The sequence below is a fragment of the Algibacter sp. L3A6 genome, from assembly GCF_009796825.1.
In the GTDB taxonomy this organism is placed as follows: Bacteria; Bacteroidota; Bacteroidia; order Flavobacteriales; family Flavobacteriaceae; genus Algibacter.
On the sequence record NZ_CP047030.1, the window covers coordinates 4,267,458 to 4,283,558 of the forward strand.

The 16,101-nt window shown below is 32.2% G+C and carries 13 protein-coding genes; all 13 read right to left on the reverse strand.

The annotated features are described in order from the left end of the window. Nucleotides 1–141: 141 nt before the first annotated feature. The gene (locus GQR98_RS17645) at nt 142–432 is read right to left on the reverse strand and encodes a hypothetical protein (RefSeq protein ID WP_159020721.1); all 291 of its coding nucleotides are present in this window, start codon (nt 430–432) and stop codon (nt 142–144) included. A gap of 208 nt (nt 433–640) precedes the next feature. Beyond that, on the reverse strand, nt 641–829 hold the full coding sequence (locus tag GQR98_RS17650; RefSeq protein WP_159020722.1) for a hypothetical protein: 189 nt from the start codon (nt 827–829) through the stop codon (nt 641–643). Nucleotides 830–966: 137 nt separating this feature from the next. Further along, nucleotides 967–1,281, reverse strand: coding sequence for an L-rhamnose mutarotase (gene rhaM / locus GQR98_RS17655; RefSeq protein ID WP_159020723.1), 315 nt, complete (start codon nt 1,279–1,281; stop codon nt 967–969). 11 nt (nt 1,282–1,292) lie between these two features. Beyond that, the gene (locus GQR98_RS17660) at nt 1,293–2,516 is read right to left on the reverse strand and encodes an alginate lyase family protein (RefSeq protein WP_159020724.1); all 1,224 of its coding nucleotides are present in this window, start codon (nt 2,514–2,516) and stop codon (nt 1,293–1,295) included. Between the two features lie 79 nt (nt 2,517–2,595). Continuing rightward, a complete protein-coding gene (locus GQR98_RS17665) occupies nt 2,596–3,060 on the reverse strand; it encodes a DUF1080 domain-containing protein (RefSeq protein ID WP_159020725.1) in 465 nt (154 codons plus the stop codon). Continuing rightward, a complete protein-coding gene (locus GQR98_RS19050; RefSeq protein ID WP_233268039.1) occupies nt 3,002–3,523 on the reverse strand; it encodes a glycoside hydrolase family 3 protein in 522 nt (173 codons plus the stop codon). The genes GQR98_RS17665 and GQR98_RS19050 overlap by 59 nt, the downstream gene beginning before the upstream one ends. A gap of 43 nt (nt 3,524–3,566) precedes the next feature. After that, nucleotides 3,567–4,829 (reverse strand): glycoside hydrolase family 3 protein, encoded by a 1,263-nt coding sequence (locus tag GQR98_RS17670; RefSeq protein ID WP_199270230.1) that lies wholly within the window; start codon nt 4,827–4,829, stop codon nt 3,567–3,569. Nucleotides 4,830–4,869: 40 nt separating this feature from the next. Further along, a complete protein-coding gene (locus GQR98_RS19055) occupies nt 4,870–5,472 on the reverse strand; it encodes a Gfo/Idh/MocA family oxidoreductase (protein ID WP_199270231.1) in 603 nt (200 codons plus the stop codon). A 32-nt stretch (nt 5,473–5,504) separates the two neighbouring features. Continuing rightward, entirely contained in the window at nt 5,505–5,840 is a 336-nt protein-coding gene (locus GQR98_RS19060) for a Gfo/Idh/MocA family protein (RefSeq protein WP_199270232.1), read from the reverse strand. An 89-nt stretch (nt 5,841–5,929) separates the two neighbouring features. After that, nucleotides 5,930–9,457, reverse strand: coding sequence for a sulfatase-like hydrolase/transferase (locus GQR98_RS17680; protein ID WP_159020726.1), 3,528 nt, complete (start codon nt 9,455–9,457; stop codon nt 5,930–5,932). 77 nt (nt 9,458–9,534) lie between these two features. Then, nucleotides 9,535–9,954 (reverse strand): GntR family transcriptional regulator, encoded by a 420-nt coding sequence (locus tag GQR98_RS17685; RefSeq protein ID WP_233268040.1) that lies wholly within the window; start codon nt 9,952–9,954, stop codon nt 9,535–9,537. 716 nt (nt 9,955–10,670) lie between these two features. Then, on the reverse strand, nt 10,671–11,873 hold the full coding sequence (locus GQR98_RS17690) for a site-specific integrase (RefSeq protein WP_159020727.1): 1,203 nt from the start codon (nt 11,871–11,873) through the stop codon (nt 10,671–10,673). Between the two features lie 2,318 nt (nt 11,874–14,191). Next, nucleotides 14,192–16,093 (reverse strand): alpha/beta hydrolase family protein, encoded by a 1,902-nt coding sequence (locus GQR98_RS17695; RefSeq protein ID WP_159020728.1) that lies wholly within the window; start codon nt 16,091–16,093, stop codon nt 14,192–14,194. Nucleotides 16,094–16,101: the final 8 nt, after the last annotated feature.

The following is a 16,101-nucleotide window of genomic DNA, read 5'->3' on the forward strand; positions in this document are numbered from 1 at the left end:
ACAACGCTAAATTTTTAAATATTCCTTTTTTGTAAGTTAGAGAAAATCTAACATAGACTCTTAAATTATCAGTTATTCAAGAAACTGCCTTAGCTCATAGTTCAACAATAATCCTATTTAAATTAGATTTATTTTACTCCTTTACAAGCCGCCATAAGATTGAGTGGCTTTTCTTAAACTTCCACTTACCAGTTTATAAGTGTTAAAATAGAGTTCACTTCCTTCTCCTATATAAAGCGTGGTCTTTTGTTTGCTTTTAAAAGTTTCCACTCTAACGACTGCAAATCGGCCTTTAAATTTTAAATCCAATTTCTTACTATAATATGTAGCCTCCGGTTTATCCAAAGAAATCACATGATCAGTAATGGTTTTACCTTCAACTTTTGAAGTGATAGTAGCCCCTACTCCCTTATCTCCATCCTTTAAAGTCATAACCTTTTGCACACTAGAGTTTGCATTTAGAGTAGGTTCAAAAATGGCGATAAAAGGATTTTTCCAAGCTTCACCATGTTACCGTATTGCCAAAACTTGAGTCGATTTATCAACATATCCATTTTCTGCTTCTCGGGTTGGAGGAGCCAGAGCTGTGGTATAATTTCGCGCCATTCCATTAGGAACATACATATGCATAAATCGGTTATCATTTTTTATTTGGAATTTTGCCTTTATTCCATCTTTGATCGCTAGTTGTTACTTGACTTCCATCGAAATGCAAACCTAAATCGGTTATTTTAATTTCATTTGCGAATACAACCAGGAGTATTATAAATATTTGTACAGGTTTATAACTAACAATATTTTCTAAGTGTTTTTTTTCATTATAAAGCATTATAAGTGTTTATTCAATTCATTTTAGTCTATAAATTTAATTAGAGACTAGAACATATCTATACTGCTTTGTAGGGGTGTAATTTGAATTATGAATAAGATAACTAAAGTCGTTATCTCCTCGATAGCCTAAGCTTGCTATTCCATATAAAATAATTCCTCTAAAGGAACAGAAACAGGAGAATTATCGGGATGTACCTCCATAATATCTGCCATAAAATCCCACCATTTTTTTACTATGTCGTTTTTGGCTAAATCTTGAGAGCCTCCTTTACCCGAAACCTTTTGAAAAGCGAAAAGCATATTGGTTTCTTCGTCTAAAAATATAGAATAATCACTCACTCCATTATCTTTTAACAATTGTTTTAACTCTGGCCACAACTTGTCATGACGCTCTTTATAGGCCTCTTTATGACCTTCATTCAATTTCATTCTAAAAGCTAATCTTTGCATAAAAAATATATTTAGTTACAGTGATATAATAGGTTAGAATAAACACCATCTTTAGGTTTTCCTATGGCACAGTATTCACTAACATTAAATTGACTTCCGGCCATTAAAAACAAACTATTTAGACCTTGGAGTGCTTTTTTAACACTACTTATTTGTTGATGTTCCCATTTTTTTTCTTCTAAGGCATACGGTTTTAAAAACTCAAAGGCTTTTTTTATACTAGCGCCGTTTTTTGCTTGATAGTTCCATAAATCGACCCCTAATCTTTTTCCGAAGTATGCCAATTGTGTAAACCCTCTTAAATTCATGGTACTATACGAAAGTGCTTTTGTTCGTGCTAATTCGTGTGGCTGACTTCCATTTGGTTCTATTTGTGTTGCTACACGCTTAGTTTTAACGGTTTCAAGTACACCTTTAGCCTCTTCTTTTCTATTTAAAAACATAAGTATACTTACCTCCTGAACATCATACCATACCCCATGATTGTTTTTGGTGTTTTTCTCAAAAATTCCATTTTCGCTAGTTTGTAACCAATAAAGGTATTTTGTAAACCAAAGCCTTAATAGTTTACTTGTTTCCTTGTCTATTGTATTTTTTAACTCTAAAATCTCTATAGCCGTTATAATATTTGTTACTCCTGCAAACTCAATAATCCCAATACCTCGTCCTGTATTTATCCCTGGAATACCTTGAGCAAAATTTAAATTCGGGTTCATTTTTGTTTCATTGTTTACAAACCATACTTCAAGAAACTCTAAAGCCTTTTTCTCATATTTTTCTTCATCTGAAAAAAAATAAGCCAAAGACAGGTTAGTAATATTTCCAAACATAACATTTTTGCTTTCAAAATCTGTATTTCCTTCACGCGTAAGCGGATTTATCTGTCCACCTTTCCTTATCCACGGCAATCCACCTGGTTTATCTGGATTTGGCCACCAATAAGGGCCATACGATATATAATCATGTTTATCTCCACTTGGTGGTATTTGTGTTTTTTGAACCACTGATAAGGCTTTATCTTCTAATTGCTTATTAACACTTTTTACCAAATCGCTATACACATTAGCATACTCTGGGGCTTCTAACTTATTTTTCACAGCCTCTAATTTACTACAGTCTAAAAGCGACAAACTGCCTTTAAACCCATTTTTATTTTCATCCGGTTTAGCTTGTATATTACAATTTACAGAAACCGTTACCCCCATTAAGAGCGATAAAACTACTGTTTTAAACATAGTACGACTCATATTTTAAAATCTTTTTATTAATTACATATGAAAAAACAAACTGTTTAAACTTTGAAATGTTTTTTTATTAAAGCTCCTTAATTTTAAGGTTTCTCCAATGAATAACCCCTTGTTTACCACCATGAACTTGCAGTCCTATAAATCCTTTTGGGTATTCATTATTTTTATCTATCCAATGTGCTGCTGGAACTCCATTTATCCAAGTTTTAAATACATTTCCTTTTACTTTTACCGTTACACGATTCCAGGTACTTCTATCTATAACATTTTTATGAATTTCGTGTTCTGGAGCTTTTAAAGGGTAAAACCATCCTCCACAATTCTGACCATAAATTCCTCCAGACCAACCGCGCCCTTTTTTTGCTAAATCCTCCATTTCTACCTGAGGACCAATAACTGTATTTCGATTTGACTCCTTTCGAATCCTGTAACGGACTTGAACTCCTGTATTACCATCTACTTCCCATTTTGTTTCACAAGTAAAAATAAAATCTACATACTCTTTTTCTGTACATAAAAGGTAATTGACCAATAGATCGGGGAACCGTAACAGCTAATTTACCAGAAGGTGACACCTCTCCAAAAATGATTTTAGCTGTTGATTGATCTCCAAACTCACTTAAACCCCAGGTGTCTAAAATAGCATCAGCTTGCTCCGAAATGGTATTAATAGAGAGTGTTCTACGGTGTTTTAAAACCACAATTACAGGTTTTCCTATAGCTTTTATTTTTTCTATAAGTTCATCTTGAGCACCAACGGGATCAATAGTTGCTCGATCTCCAATAGCGTTTGTAAAAAAAGCTTCTTTTGAAGTAAACTCATCACCTCCTAAAAATAAGATAGTTAAATCTGAATTTTTAGCTATTTCAACCATCTTAGCTATGGCTTTTGGATCTTTATCTAATAACTTAGGATTCCCTCCTTTTTCATCCGTTAAATGAAATCCTTTTTCTGATACAAATTGAATATTCTTACCAACAACAGATTTAAACATTTCTGTTGTATTCTCTTTAACCAAAGGCCCTAAAAGCGCTATTTTAGTTTTTAAGTAAAATAATAGATTCTAAATCGGACTCCTTTGCTAATTCTAACGATGATTCTGCTCGCACTCCTTTTTCAACTTCTGCAATATCGATATATGGGTTATCAAACAATCCTAATATAAATTTAGTTCTTAAAACACGTTTTACCGATCTATCTATTAATTTTTCAATTTCAGGATTTTTCTTTACCATTTCAGGAAGTAAAGCATAAGCATCTTCCGCATACAAATCTATATCTACACCAGCTTCTAATCCCATTTGTGCGGCTGCTTCAGGTGTTTCAGCAACTTTCATAAAATAATGTAAACGTCCAATATCATTAGCATCAGAGACAACGTAACCCTTAAATCCCCAATCATCGCGAAGTGTTCCCGTTAATAATTGAGGATTTCCATGACTCGCAATACCATTTAGATCGCCGTGTGATGCCATAATACCTAAAGATTTAGCATCTTTAACTGCGGCTTCAAAAGGTGGATATATTTCATCTATTAATGTTCTATCCGATATTTCAATAGCAGCAAAATTAACACCACCTAACACCTGTCCATATCCTGCAAAATGCTTAGCCACAGCACCAATATGTGTACCTTTACTTAAACCTTCATAATCCCCTTGCCCCCCTTTTATGGCATTAGTAACCATTTTGGTTGTTAAATAAGTGTCCTCTCCAAAGGCCTCACTCATCCGACCAAAACACGGATCTCTAACCAAATCGGCTTCAGGAGAATGGCACATATGCATCGCGCGTAAACGAGCTTCTTTTCCAACCACATCCCAAATACGATTCACCAATTCCGGATTAAATGACGCCGCTGATGCAATGGGACGACCAAATTTTGTACACCCTTCGGCATCCACACCATTATAAGATTCGGTAACAAATAACGCTGGAATTCCCCAACGGTTATGCTCTATAATGTATTTTTGAAGTTCATTATTAAATTTTGCAGCTGCAAGAGCATCCATATGTTCTGCTGGATTTTTTATTCCTGCTATACCTAATTTTAGTTTTTTTACTACTCTATCAGATAATTTCAAGCTTCCCTTGTCATCCGCTTCTATCCCAATGTTTGCATGAAAAATACGCATTTGAGATACTTTTTCTTCTAAAGAAAGTTTGGGTAATAAAGCCTCTACACGTTCTTCTACAGATAAACGAGCATCTTTATAATCTTTTGATTGTGCTTCACTTTTTTGACAAGAAAAAAGTATAGTACCCGTTGTTATTAAAAATGTAAATAGTAATTTCTTCATTTTAGCTTAAATCGTTTATTTTTCTATTAAAAATTATAATTTATTTAATTCCACAAAACACATCCATGATTTGGGTTACAACGGCAGCCTCGCACACAGAACACGGATTAAGACTATTACTTAAAAAATAGTGCACGGTTTTATCAATCATAGGTTGTTGCACATGTTCGGGTGTGTCATATTTATAAATTTCGGTCTTTTCACAAACCGATAGGCTTATCGTATCGTTATAAAAAGAAAATACTATACGCCCTTTTTCTCCATGAATAATACAGCTATCCATATCTTCGGACGCGTTGAAATTCCAGAGGCCAGTGAACTTTACCCCATTTTTAAATATCATCTCGCCAGCTACATTTTGCTTCGAATATTGCGCTACGTCTTGGAATCCCTTTTTAATGATTTCAACCTCTCCAAAATAATGACACATTAAGTCGATTTGATGAGGAGCAATATCATGAAAATATCCACCTCCAGAAATTTCTTGGTTCAATCTCCAATTGTTTTCAGTCTTAGCTATTAAGCTCGTATTATCTTTTTGTTTAATTACTATTTTTACTGAAGCCACTTTGCCGATACTATTACTATCCAATAATGTTTTCACCTTTTTAAAAACAGGCAATTCGCGACGGTAATGCGCCACAGTAACTTTGGCTTTATTTTTTTTTACAGCACTTAAAACACTTCTGCTTCATGTGTATTAAGGACCATTGGTTTTTCTAAATACACATGTTTTCCTGCTTTAATAGCTTGAAGTGCATATTTTAAATGGGATGAAGGCGGTGTAGCCACGTAAACCGCATTTACCTCTTTATTTTCTATCAATTCAGTTGCATTCGTAGTCCAATAAGCAACACCATGACGTTTAGCAAAATCAATAACTTTGGCTTCTTGTCGTCTCATAACACCTATTAAACAGGAGTTTTTAACCTTCTGAAAAGCAGGTCCGCTTTTAACTTCGGTTACATCTCCACAACCAATAATTCCCCAATTAATTTTTTTGTTTTCCATGAAATTGAAAGACTATTCTATTACTATTTTATCACAATAAAACTGTTGTAATCGCTCATTTTATTTAATTTCTACACGCTTCACTTCAATTAAAACGAATTGATTTTTAATTGAATGGTATGCTTACCAGGGGATAATTGAACAGCATCAAAAGCAGAAGCCACCTTCTCTCCATTATGGATTAAATCTTTTCCCTCTATATCACCTAAAGAAAACTCAGCTACCATATTACCCGGTATTTCAATTTCGTAAGATTGCAATCGGGAACTAATATGGGTGTACTTAGCTTTTATAGCACCACGAACCGTTGGTACTGTAATTTCACTTGTTTTTAGCGTACTCATTTGCGGTTTTATTGTAGCTATTCCAAATCCTGGAGTTTTAGGTTTGATACCCCACAACCCTCTTGGAATAACATTTGCAGGCACTGCACCCCAAGCATGATTCCAATCTAAATTATTTTTATACTTATTGTCCCAGGCTTCTAAAGTAATTGTAGATCCAATACGAATCATGTTGTACCAACTCCTTTCGGCAGTACTGGCCAATAAATCGAGCGCATAATCCTCTTCGCCTGCGTTATATAAGCCATCCATTAAAAATTGTGCACCATATACACTGCAGGCCATACCCCGAGACTTTACAAAATTAACAACCGATTCATAATATTCTTCGGGTACCAAGCCAAATGCCAAAGGCATCATATTAGCATGTAAAGATGCGTGGTCTGTACCTATCCCATCAACATAAATACCACGTTCTTTATCAAACATTTGCTCGTTAACTGCCTTTTTAGCTTTTGAAGCCCTTAATTCGAAATCGAGAACTTCATGAGTTTTACCAAGTATTTTTGCAAATTCTGACATGATTTTCATATTCTCGTAGAAGAACGAATTTATTACCGTACTGTAAGGTTTAAATACAAATCCATCGAGTTCTCCTTTTGTTTTGCTTCCGTTAAAATTAGCAGGTGGCCAATCTACAATATCTGTAAGTGGCTTTTTGTACCCCTCTTCAAAACCGAGTTTACGCATAAACTCTGCGTCTACTTTTGTAGAGGTAATTAAACCGTCATCATTTGATAATTCATAAAGCGATTTATGCTTTAACGACTCGTAGTAGCGTTCTATTAATTCGGTATTACCCGTATACATATAATCTGCATAAATCAACAAAGCGACATGTTGTTGCCACTCGGTTGGCCATGTTGGGTGTTTCATAAAATACTCTATGGTTCTTCTTGCCATAGCATATTCTCTGTCTGTTGTGTAATGACTTAACTGATTAAGATAAGCATCTGCTTCGTACGGAATACGCTCTCTATCTCCATCAACATATAGTCCATTAAACGTAGTTGCTTTTATAGAATACTTACTTAGATCCCATACTTGATTTAAAATATCATTGTTACTATTAAAACTACTAGCTTTTTCATCCCAATACGTATGAAACGCTAATTGGTCAACATCATTTGCTTCTATTTCGGATTGAGCCCCTTCAATTTCCACATACCTAAATGGCACCAATGGAGGAAACCCATCAGGCAAGGGAATGGCTTTGTTCGCTCTTGTGTTTCTTTCGCCTGTTTGAACAGGAATTCTATAGTTGGTTTGACCTGGTTTTACATTAATTTTCAACTCTTGATAACGAATATTACTTTTTGCAGGAGGTGTACGGTTAACGTTGCCCTGATTATCTATCATTTCTCCCACTCTAACAGTTAAGGTATGTGGTGTTTTTGCTACATATTTAAAATCCATTGTTGCAAAAGCAGCTTTACCAAAGTCTATAAAATAAAAAGCCCCTCTCTTTTCAAATGTTGCTGGTTTAATTTTATCGATAACGAACTTGTTTTCGGTAGAAATAATATAACTATCACTTTCACCTATAGTAAATTTCTGAGCTTTTGAATAATCAACTAAACGGTTTTCCTTATCCCAAATTCGAACTTTCCAATAATAAGTTTCTCCTACTTTTAATGGTTTTCCTTGGTATTCTACATTAGTAGATTTTGTTGAACGTACTTGACCGCTATCCCAAACATCACCATTATTATCATTAACAATGGCTTCTTTAGAGGCTACTAATATTTGATAAGCAGATTGAAATTTGGAACCTAATGGTACCGCCCATCCAAGTTCTGGATTTAAATCGAAAACTTTAACTTCGGTTTCCGGCTCTCGTATTAGTTCAACCGTTAAATCGGTTGGAGCAGCTCTAAATTCGTTACTATTCTCTTCGATTAACTCATCTAGTTTTTCACGAAGTTTATTGGCTACTGTTTGGTATTTTTTCTTTCCTATTAAATTATTTATCTCTTGAGGGTCTTTCTTAAGGTTATACAGTTCCTCAATGCTTTTATTATTCACGTAACGAAAATATTTCCATTCATTGGTACGTACGCCTTCACTAGGTGGAATTTTGTCAAAATCCCATATATGCTCTATAAGAATGGTATCTCTTTCAATTGTATGTCTTTCTTGTTTTACAATAGGCATTAAACTTTTACCTTGCCAAGATTTAGGGGCTTCTATCCCTGCTATATCTGCAATAGTATAGGGTACATCAATATTCAATACCATATCGTTAATATCTTGATGTTTGTTTACACGAGGATCGAAAACTATTAATGGCACCCGAATAGAGTTATCGTACATTAACCATTTACCTGCTAATTGACGCTCTCCTAAAAAGTAACCATTGTCTCCCATTACGATGATTACCGTATTTTTATCTAAACCTTTTTCTTTTAGTTTTTCTCTAATTTTCTTGATTTCCAAATCTATTCCAGAAATCATTCTGTAATATCCTTTTAGACTGTGCTGATACTTTTCGGGAGAATCGTAACGCCAAGTCCAACGTAACCTATTAAAACCATCTCTAACAGCTTTAGGCTGGGCTTCAAAATATTTATCATCAGCAAGTTCAGGATCAGGAATTGTAGTGTCTTGTAAAAGCTTATCGGTAGTATTTTGCCAGAAATATTGATCTATAGCACCATCATGGGCATGTGGTGCGCTAAAACTTAACGACAAACAAAATGGCTTATTATTAGTTGCATTCTTATCAATAAACTCCAATGCCTGATGGCCCGTGTAACGCGTTAAATGAACTGTATCTTTATCGATTGTTTTATAATAGTAGCCTCTTTTATCTTTATACTTGTTATTTCGGTCATAAGATTCATATTCATCAAATTGCTTATCTAAATCATTATATCGAACACCATATTTACCATAAAAACCAGTATAATACCCATTATTTTTAAGAAGTGTAGGATACGAGCTTTCCATATATTCTCCTCGAATATTCCCTGTTTGAAAATTAAAGTTATGTGATCGTTCGTGCAGTCCTGTAAATATGCTAGCTCTACTTGCTGCACAAATGGGTGTTGTAACAATGGCTGTTTTAAAATATGTTCCAGATTTTGCCAAATTATCCATTTCTGGAGTTTCCACATATTTATTACCCGCATAACCAATCGCATCGAAACGCTGATCGTCTGTAAGGATAAATATAATGTTTGGCTTTTCTTGGTTATTTTTTTGCTGCGCATTAGTGAGATTTAAACCACAAACAACACTAAACAGACCTAATAAAAAACGGCTTTTATACATAGTAATAGCTACAAAAATTATTGATTTAATTTAAAATAATATTCTCTTTATAAATTCAAAAAATTAAAATTAATCTATTAATATTTATTGATTGTCCTGTTCTGTCCTGACTTAATTATCATTAAGAGATTTATATAATGTCCAACATCAATATTAAAAAAAGAATTATAAATTCTCATTTTATAAGAGCTTAGTTTATTTACTAAAAATAAAATTTTTAATTTATGAGTAGTCTCTATTTTTGAAACGTAATAACCTCTTCGAGGTATTGAAACAATTATATTACGCTCTTTTAATATACTATATGCTTTTTCAACTGTATCCCGGGAAAGATAGAAATCCTCACTTATTGTATTTATTGATGGTAATTTTTCATTCAATACTATATTACCATTTGATATATTATTGATTATAGAATCAACGATCTGTTGGTACATTGGTACTCTTGAGTTTTTATTAATATCTATAAAATTAATTGCATCCATTACAGTTTCCATGATTTCTAAAAATTTAAAGATTAAAAAAATTCTGACTGCAATTTACTTTTAGTAGAGAGTTAAATTATACCGAATTTGGTATCGAAAAGTACCAATTACCTTCAATAAAGTGTTTTTTTTCTAATAAATGTAAGAAAATGAATCTGTTTTTATCTGTTTTTTGTATAATTCAAATACTCAAATAAATACACTAACATTTTTGTTTTAACTTAATTTCTTCTTATTTTTTTATAACTATAGCTATTTTGTTATACATATATTTGTATTTACTCTAGAAGCAATTTAAGTGTAAAAAGAAAAATTTTAACTTAATTACCATATCTATAACTTTTAAGCAAGACTAATTAAAATATATTATTTATCATAATAACATTAGAATAAAAACTTATTATAAATGATAGTTTTCTGTATTTTAAAACCCTTTTGGTGATAGCATGCTATTTTTTTAGTTTCGTGGTTAGCAAAAAAAAATACTGTTTAGTTTTTAATGAATATAAATTTAGAAAAGGACTAAAAAAACAAATTGACTTACTGCTATCTTATCCATACTCAGTCAATCAAATTCAAAAATCACTAAGTTGAATAAAGACTTACAAAGCAGTAGATAATTTGGTGCCAAATAAAACTATAACTATTGTTACCTTCTGGGACTAATATAAAATTAGATTTTGGTTAGTTCCTCATTCTCTCGAACCAATAAGTTTTTTTAAATATCCTTAGAAATCAACAACCATATCAAGAGCCTCATCAGCATCTCTTCGCATAAAATTAGCTTGATAAAGCATAGTTGTAGTAACCGAAGAATGCCGATATAGTTTTTGAAGCATTTGAATAGGAATTTTATCACCAGAAATATTACCAAAACTATGGCGAGCAATATGCATGGACACTTTTTTATCTATACCTGCTTGCTCAGCAACAAGCTCTAACCTCCTATTGAAGTTTCTTGTTGCTGTTTTTATTCTTGTCCTTACGCGTTTCTTATCATTTAAATTAACGCCTTCTAACTCCTTGAATAAATAAACAGAATGTTCTTCTCTTTCTAATTTACCGAGAATTTTAGTAACTTTATCAGGGATCTTCAATGAAACTAATTTGTTATTCTTAGCCATACGGTAATGTAAACGCTCGTCATAAAAATCTGCCCACTTTAATTGTAATACATCACTTATACGAATTCCTGCAAAATAAAAACTAAGTAACCATGCATATAAAGCGTACTCTTGAGCTTTTGTTAAACCTTTTAAATTCTCTAAAGTCTTTATTTCTTCTCTATTCAATCCAATCTTTTTAGTTTCAGGAAACTTAATTTGAAATTTCCCCTTTCCAAAAGGGTACGATTCCTTCTTTATAATGCTTTTACTTATTCCCAAATTATAAATAGTACGAAGCGTAATCATGTAATTAGCCACAGTACGTGCAACCAAATTCCTTTTACTTAACAGAAAATGTTCAAATTCTTTTAGGAGTTCAATGTTCAAGTCTTTAAAATGAAGTTGATCTCTTTTTAGAAATTCTTTAAACACCCTTATACGACTTATTTCGATATCTAATTGATGAAACTGCTGTCGGTTCCTTATGTTTACCAAATAACTTTCGGCTACTTTAAAAAAATCGTTATCATATTTAGATACAATTTGATTTTTTATCTTTTTTGAAGATAAATCTTGCTCTTGAATTTCGGCATTAATCAAACTTTTGTTGGCTAAAGATAGTTTTGACAGTATCAGCTGATTAATTTCTAAATGATCTGGATGTGATTTTCGTACCCGACGATTTTTGGCATCCCATTGATTCAACTTAACGGATTGTCCAATATAAATATATGAGGGTTTTCTATCCTTTATAATTCTTATGGTTATAGGATGTAGATTTTTTGAATTTGGTCGTTTGTCTAAAAATGGTGTTACTGATGCCATAATAATCGATATTAAAATAAAGATACAATTCTGTCCTTCTATTTTCTGCTAAAACATAGCTAAAACATTCTATGGTATTAATTGATTTCATTTTGATTCAAACAAAATCTAAAGCTTCACTTTTAGTGAATTTTAAAGGTATTCATATTGATTTGACATAGTACGCTCTAAATTCATAACTCGGAGGTCATGGGATCGTGCCCCATTCTCGCTACAAGTAAAACCAGGGAAAGTCAAGAATTTTATTCTTGGCTTTTTTTTATTTTGCTAAAACATTTGGCTCTTTTTTCGCTCCCTAATACAATTAGCACCAATTTAAATCCAAATCTATTAAATTGATATAACGATTATATTAATTCCTTAGAATAACAAAAATCACCTGGTAAACGGTAAAACGCCAGTATGTGAAAATAAAATATTAGCTCCTTTTTATATTTTCTGACTTTTTATATCATCTAACATTGCGTAAAAAGCTCTTCCAGAATAACAGGATCTAATAAAACCCCCTTCATTTTCGGCCAATTATTTAATAGCTAATTTTTCATTTGGAGTTACAACACCATAGCGTTTCGAATCATATCCATGAATCAATCTAGCATCATCAATAGAATATGTTTTTTTTATTCTCAAACTTTTTTGGCCTTTCTTTAATAATTCCAGGACAGCTTCAGCTAAGGCTTTGTTATTGATTTACTTATTATATCCAGAGCGTTTTCCTTCTTTTGTTTTTTTAACTTTTGTTCCGCTTCCTTTTTATTGATTTTGTAACATTTCATAAGATTCATTTTAAATTTACTTCCCATAGAGCCGTCACTGTTACCTTCTTTTTGTTGCTTAGACGCTTTCAATATTCAGCTTTGTGAAGACATATAAAAAGTGCGAGAGTAGCCTGCGCTGAGCGCAGTCGAAGTGAGCCTGATTATGCTGGCATTCAAAGCTGAATGTTGTTATTTTGCTGTCAAAAAAAGGTATAGCGGTGTTCGCTCGGGATGTGAGTCTAAATTCTTTGTGAAATACAAAATCATAGGAAGTGGAACAAAATGCAAATACATTTTCCATATTTGGCGGACTCTATTTCAAAGTTTTTTAAGAAGCAAAATGTTAATTTGAATCAAAAATTTACTGGTATTCGGGATTCCTATTAAAATGCAGATACTAAAACTTTGGGATTGGGTCCAAGATTTTTTTAGAGAAGCGCTTTTTCTAAAATGGAGTTTTTACGGAATGGAGGGGAATGTGCTAGAATGAGATACTACAAGTCAATATACTATAAAATATGTTAAATGTATTTTACCTCTAAAAAATCAGTCAGTTAAAAAAACCTAACTACAAAAAATTCACCAAAGTGTAATAAATTGTTAACCCTGTATCAATTAATTTCTCATTTAATAAATGGGTAAATAAAGGTGCAAATGAAAACAAATCAAATTTATTCAATTACTTTATTTTTAATATGTAGTAGCTGTCAAGCTGTAATAAATTTTAATTCTCATACCTTAGAATAACAATATCTCATCTAAAAAAAAATAAATCAATACTAGATAAACACTAAAAATTCTTATCAAATAAGGGTTTTAATGGCCTTTTCTAAAATTAAAAACATGGATATATATTTATAAACACTAAAATAGTCCTACTAAACCTTGAAATGATATATTACGAATTCTTATTTAGTAAAATCATTCGAACTATATTTTAATAAAAGTATAGTTATTATTAGCCCTACCAAAATACCTATTGTAATATTTAACATCATTTTTATCAATTTTTAATTCTATTCATAATAAATTATTCAACATCTATAAGATACTTGTAACCTCAAATACCAGACTTGCAAAAAAACTAGACAATTAGCTGAATGACTAAACAGCTAGTTCATGATTATATATAATTCAAATTATTTAATGGTTCTGTTTTCTAAAAAGAAAAGCCTACACCTATATTTTATAACTTAGCTTAATATGTATTTCTATCCTACATAGTTGTTTTTACAACAACTATGTTATTCGTAAAAATTATACATTAATTATAAGGACATCCCCCTTTTAACCAATTAAAAAAACAAAACCCTCAAAAATCGAGTACGAGCGCAACGCTCTCTATAGTAATTTAGGTTCTGCTTACGGCAGCTGGAGAAAACAGACCTATATAATTTTCAAGTTCTTTTTTTAATAAGCAAAAAAATGAACATTAATTTACTTAAGACCAATAACTTCCGTTTGTGCATTCATCGTGATGGCACAAACACATAAAAAACTGTAATAAAGGTAACTTTTCTTGAATTTTTCATTTTTTTTATACATCTCAATTTAACAGTACTATTTAACCCAATACATTTTTTTGAAAATAGGTTTTTTTCCATTCCATTCCCCTCCAAGTTTCACCGTTTTTGAACTAGTATTCTTTTTTCCTTTTATTACTTTTTTAGGTAACAATGAAAGTTCTTTTACAAGAGTAAAATCTTTTAAAGATTCTCCTTTTATATTTTTAAAGTCTTTGGGTGATAGTATCAATTTTTGAGGTTCTGAACCTCCAATAAGAATTAATTCTGAGGCAAAATCATCTAAGAGAATGACCATTTTATTCGCTTCTTTACTAATTAGCTCAATTCCCAATCTCGCTTTTTTAGGTGCTTTATATTTCGTACTATAAGGTTTATGAGTACTTCTTCCCCAAATATTTTTTTTATCGTAAAACCACTCTTTTTCCCAATTACCTTTAAAGTCTTCAATAATTAATGAAGGTTTATCAGTGACAACAGTTTTGGATTTTTTTAAATCTTCAGGAGAAATTACTTGGATAGGTGTAGATATATTAAATTTATCCGTTTTGTATATATTATAATAATAGCCCGCACCTTGCTGAGGCTTGCCCAACCTATATTTTATATTTGCATAGACCCAAACGGGCTTGTCTATGCGAATTAAAGGTAATTCAGCTTTCCATTTGTCTCCTGCTTTTACCGTATTAGCATAGTTCCAATACCTCTTTATTCTATTTTCTCTTTCTTCACTTTTAGTAGCTCTTGAAATTTCTCCTTGAAATGTATAATAAATATCAACTTCGATAATTGGTTTGGAATTATCTGGTAACACCTCAATAAGAGGGATTTTATTTTTAGTATTTAATTTTATTTTACTTTCAGGTGTTTTAGGCAACTCTGAACTTCCTTTTAGATATTGATCCATCCAAAGCAAACCTGACACCTCATATTCTCCTAAATCCTTATGATTCATATGCGCAGAACTTACAACTCTCCAATCATCGGTATTTATTAAGCTTGTTGCATTAGGGATATCTTTTAAATGTCCGTGGAAATCATTTGAAGGACTCAAAAATAATATAGGACATTTTATTTCTTTTAAATAAGAATTATCTCCAATCGTATTTTTATATAAATCCTTATATATATCATTGTCATTATCACTTATTCCTTCACAAGAAGGGACTGCTACTTTTACTCTTGAATCTGTTGCTGTTAATACTGTAAGCTTACCTCCCATTGAGTGCCCATACACACCTAACTTATTTGCATTTACTTGTGGTTGATTTTCTAAAAATGTTAAAGCCCTTCTTCCTGCCAAAGCAGCTAAAAACCAACGACTGTTTTTTGGGGAATCCACAGAATCTAAAGACCAATCCTCTGGGGCTAAAGACCCTCCGTAACCTCCCTTAGAGCTGTATCTAGTTGGAGCATGATATCCATCTAATTTTCCCCAGTCTGTGGTTATTTTGTAATTAGCATCTTTTGTTTTACCAGCCCAAAAAAGCTTTACTTCCTTTGGTGTTACTTTATATTCTGGTGCGTTTATTCTACCCGCCCATGAAATAGAAATGGTAGCATAACCGCGCTTAGCATTTGTTAGTACAGCTCTATAATCGGCATACTGTCCTCCGCCATGTATTTGCACTAAACCAGGTAGGTTACTTGCGTTTTTTGGATAGCCATAAATAGCGGCCACCATAGCTTTTTTGCCTTTAAAAACTCCAACCCTATATCTTAGAACTTTAAAGATGAATCCATTTTCTTCCCACTCTTTAAGAATCTCTGTATCTAAAGGTTCTTTTCTTGGATCATAGTGACTCCACAGCTCATGGAAATTCTGAGGTACATTTCTAGCTTCATTTAGAGTAATAAAAGTATCATTTTCTTGATTTTGGGAAATTAAAATACATGGCATTATAAATAATAATGCGATAATGACATTTTTAAAAATCATCTTAACTT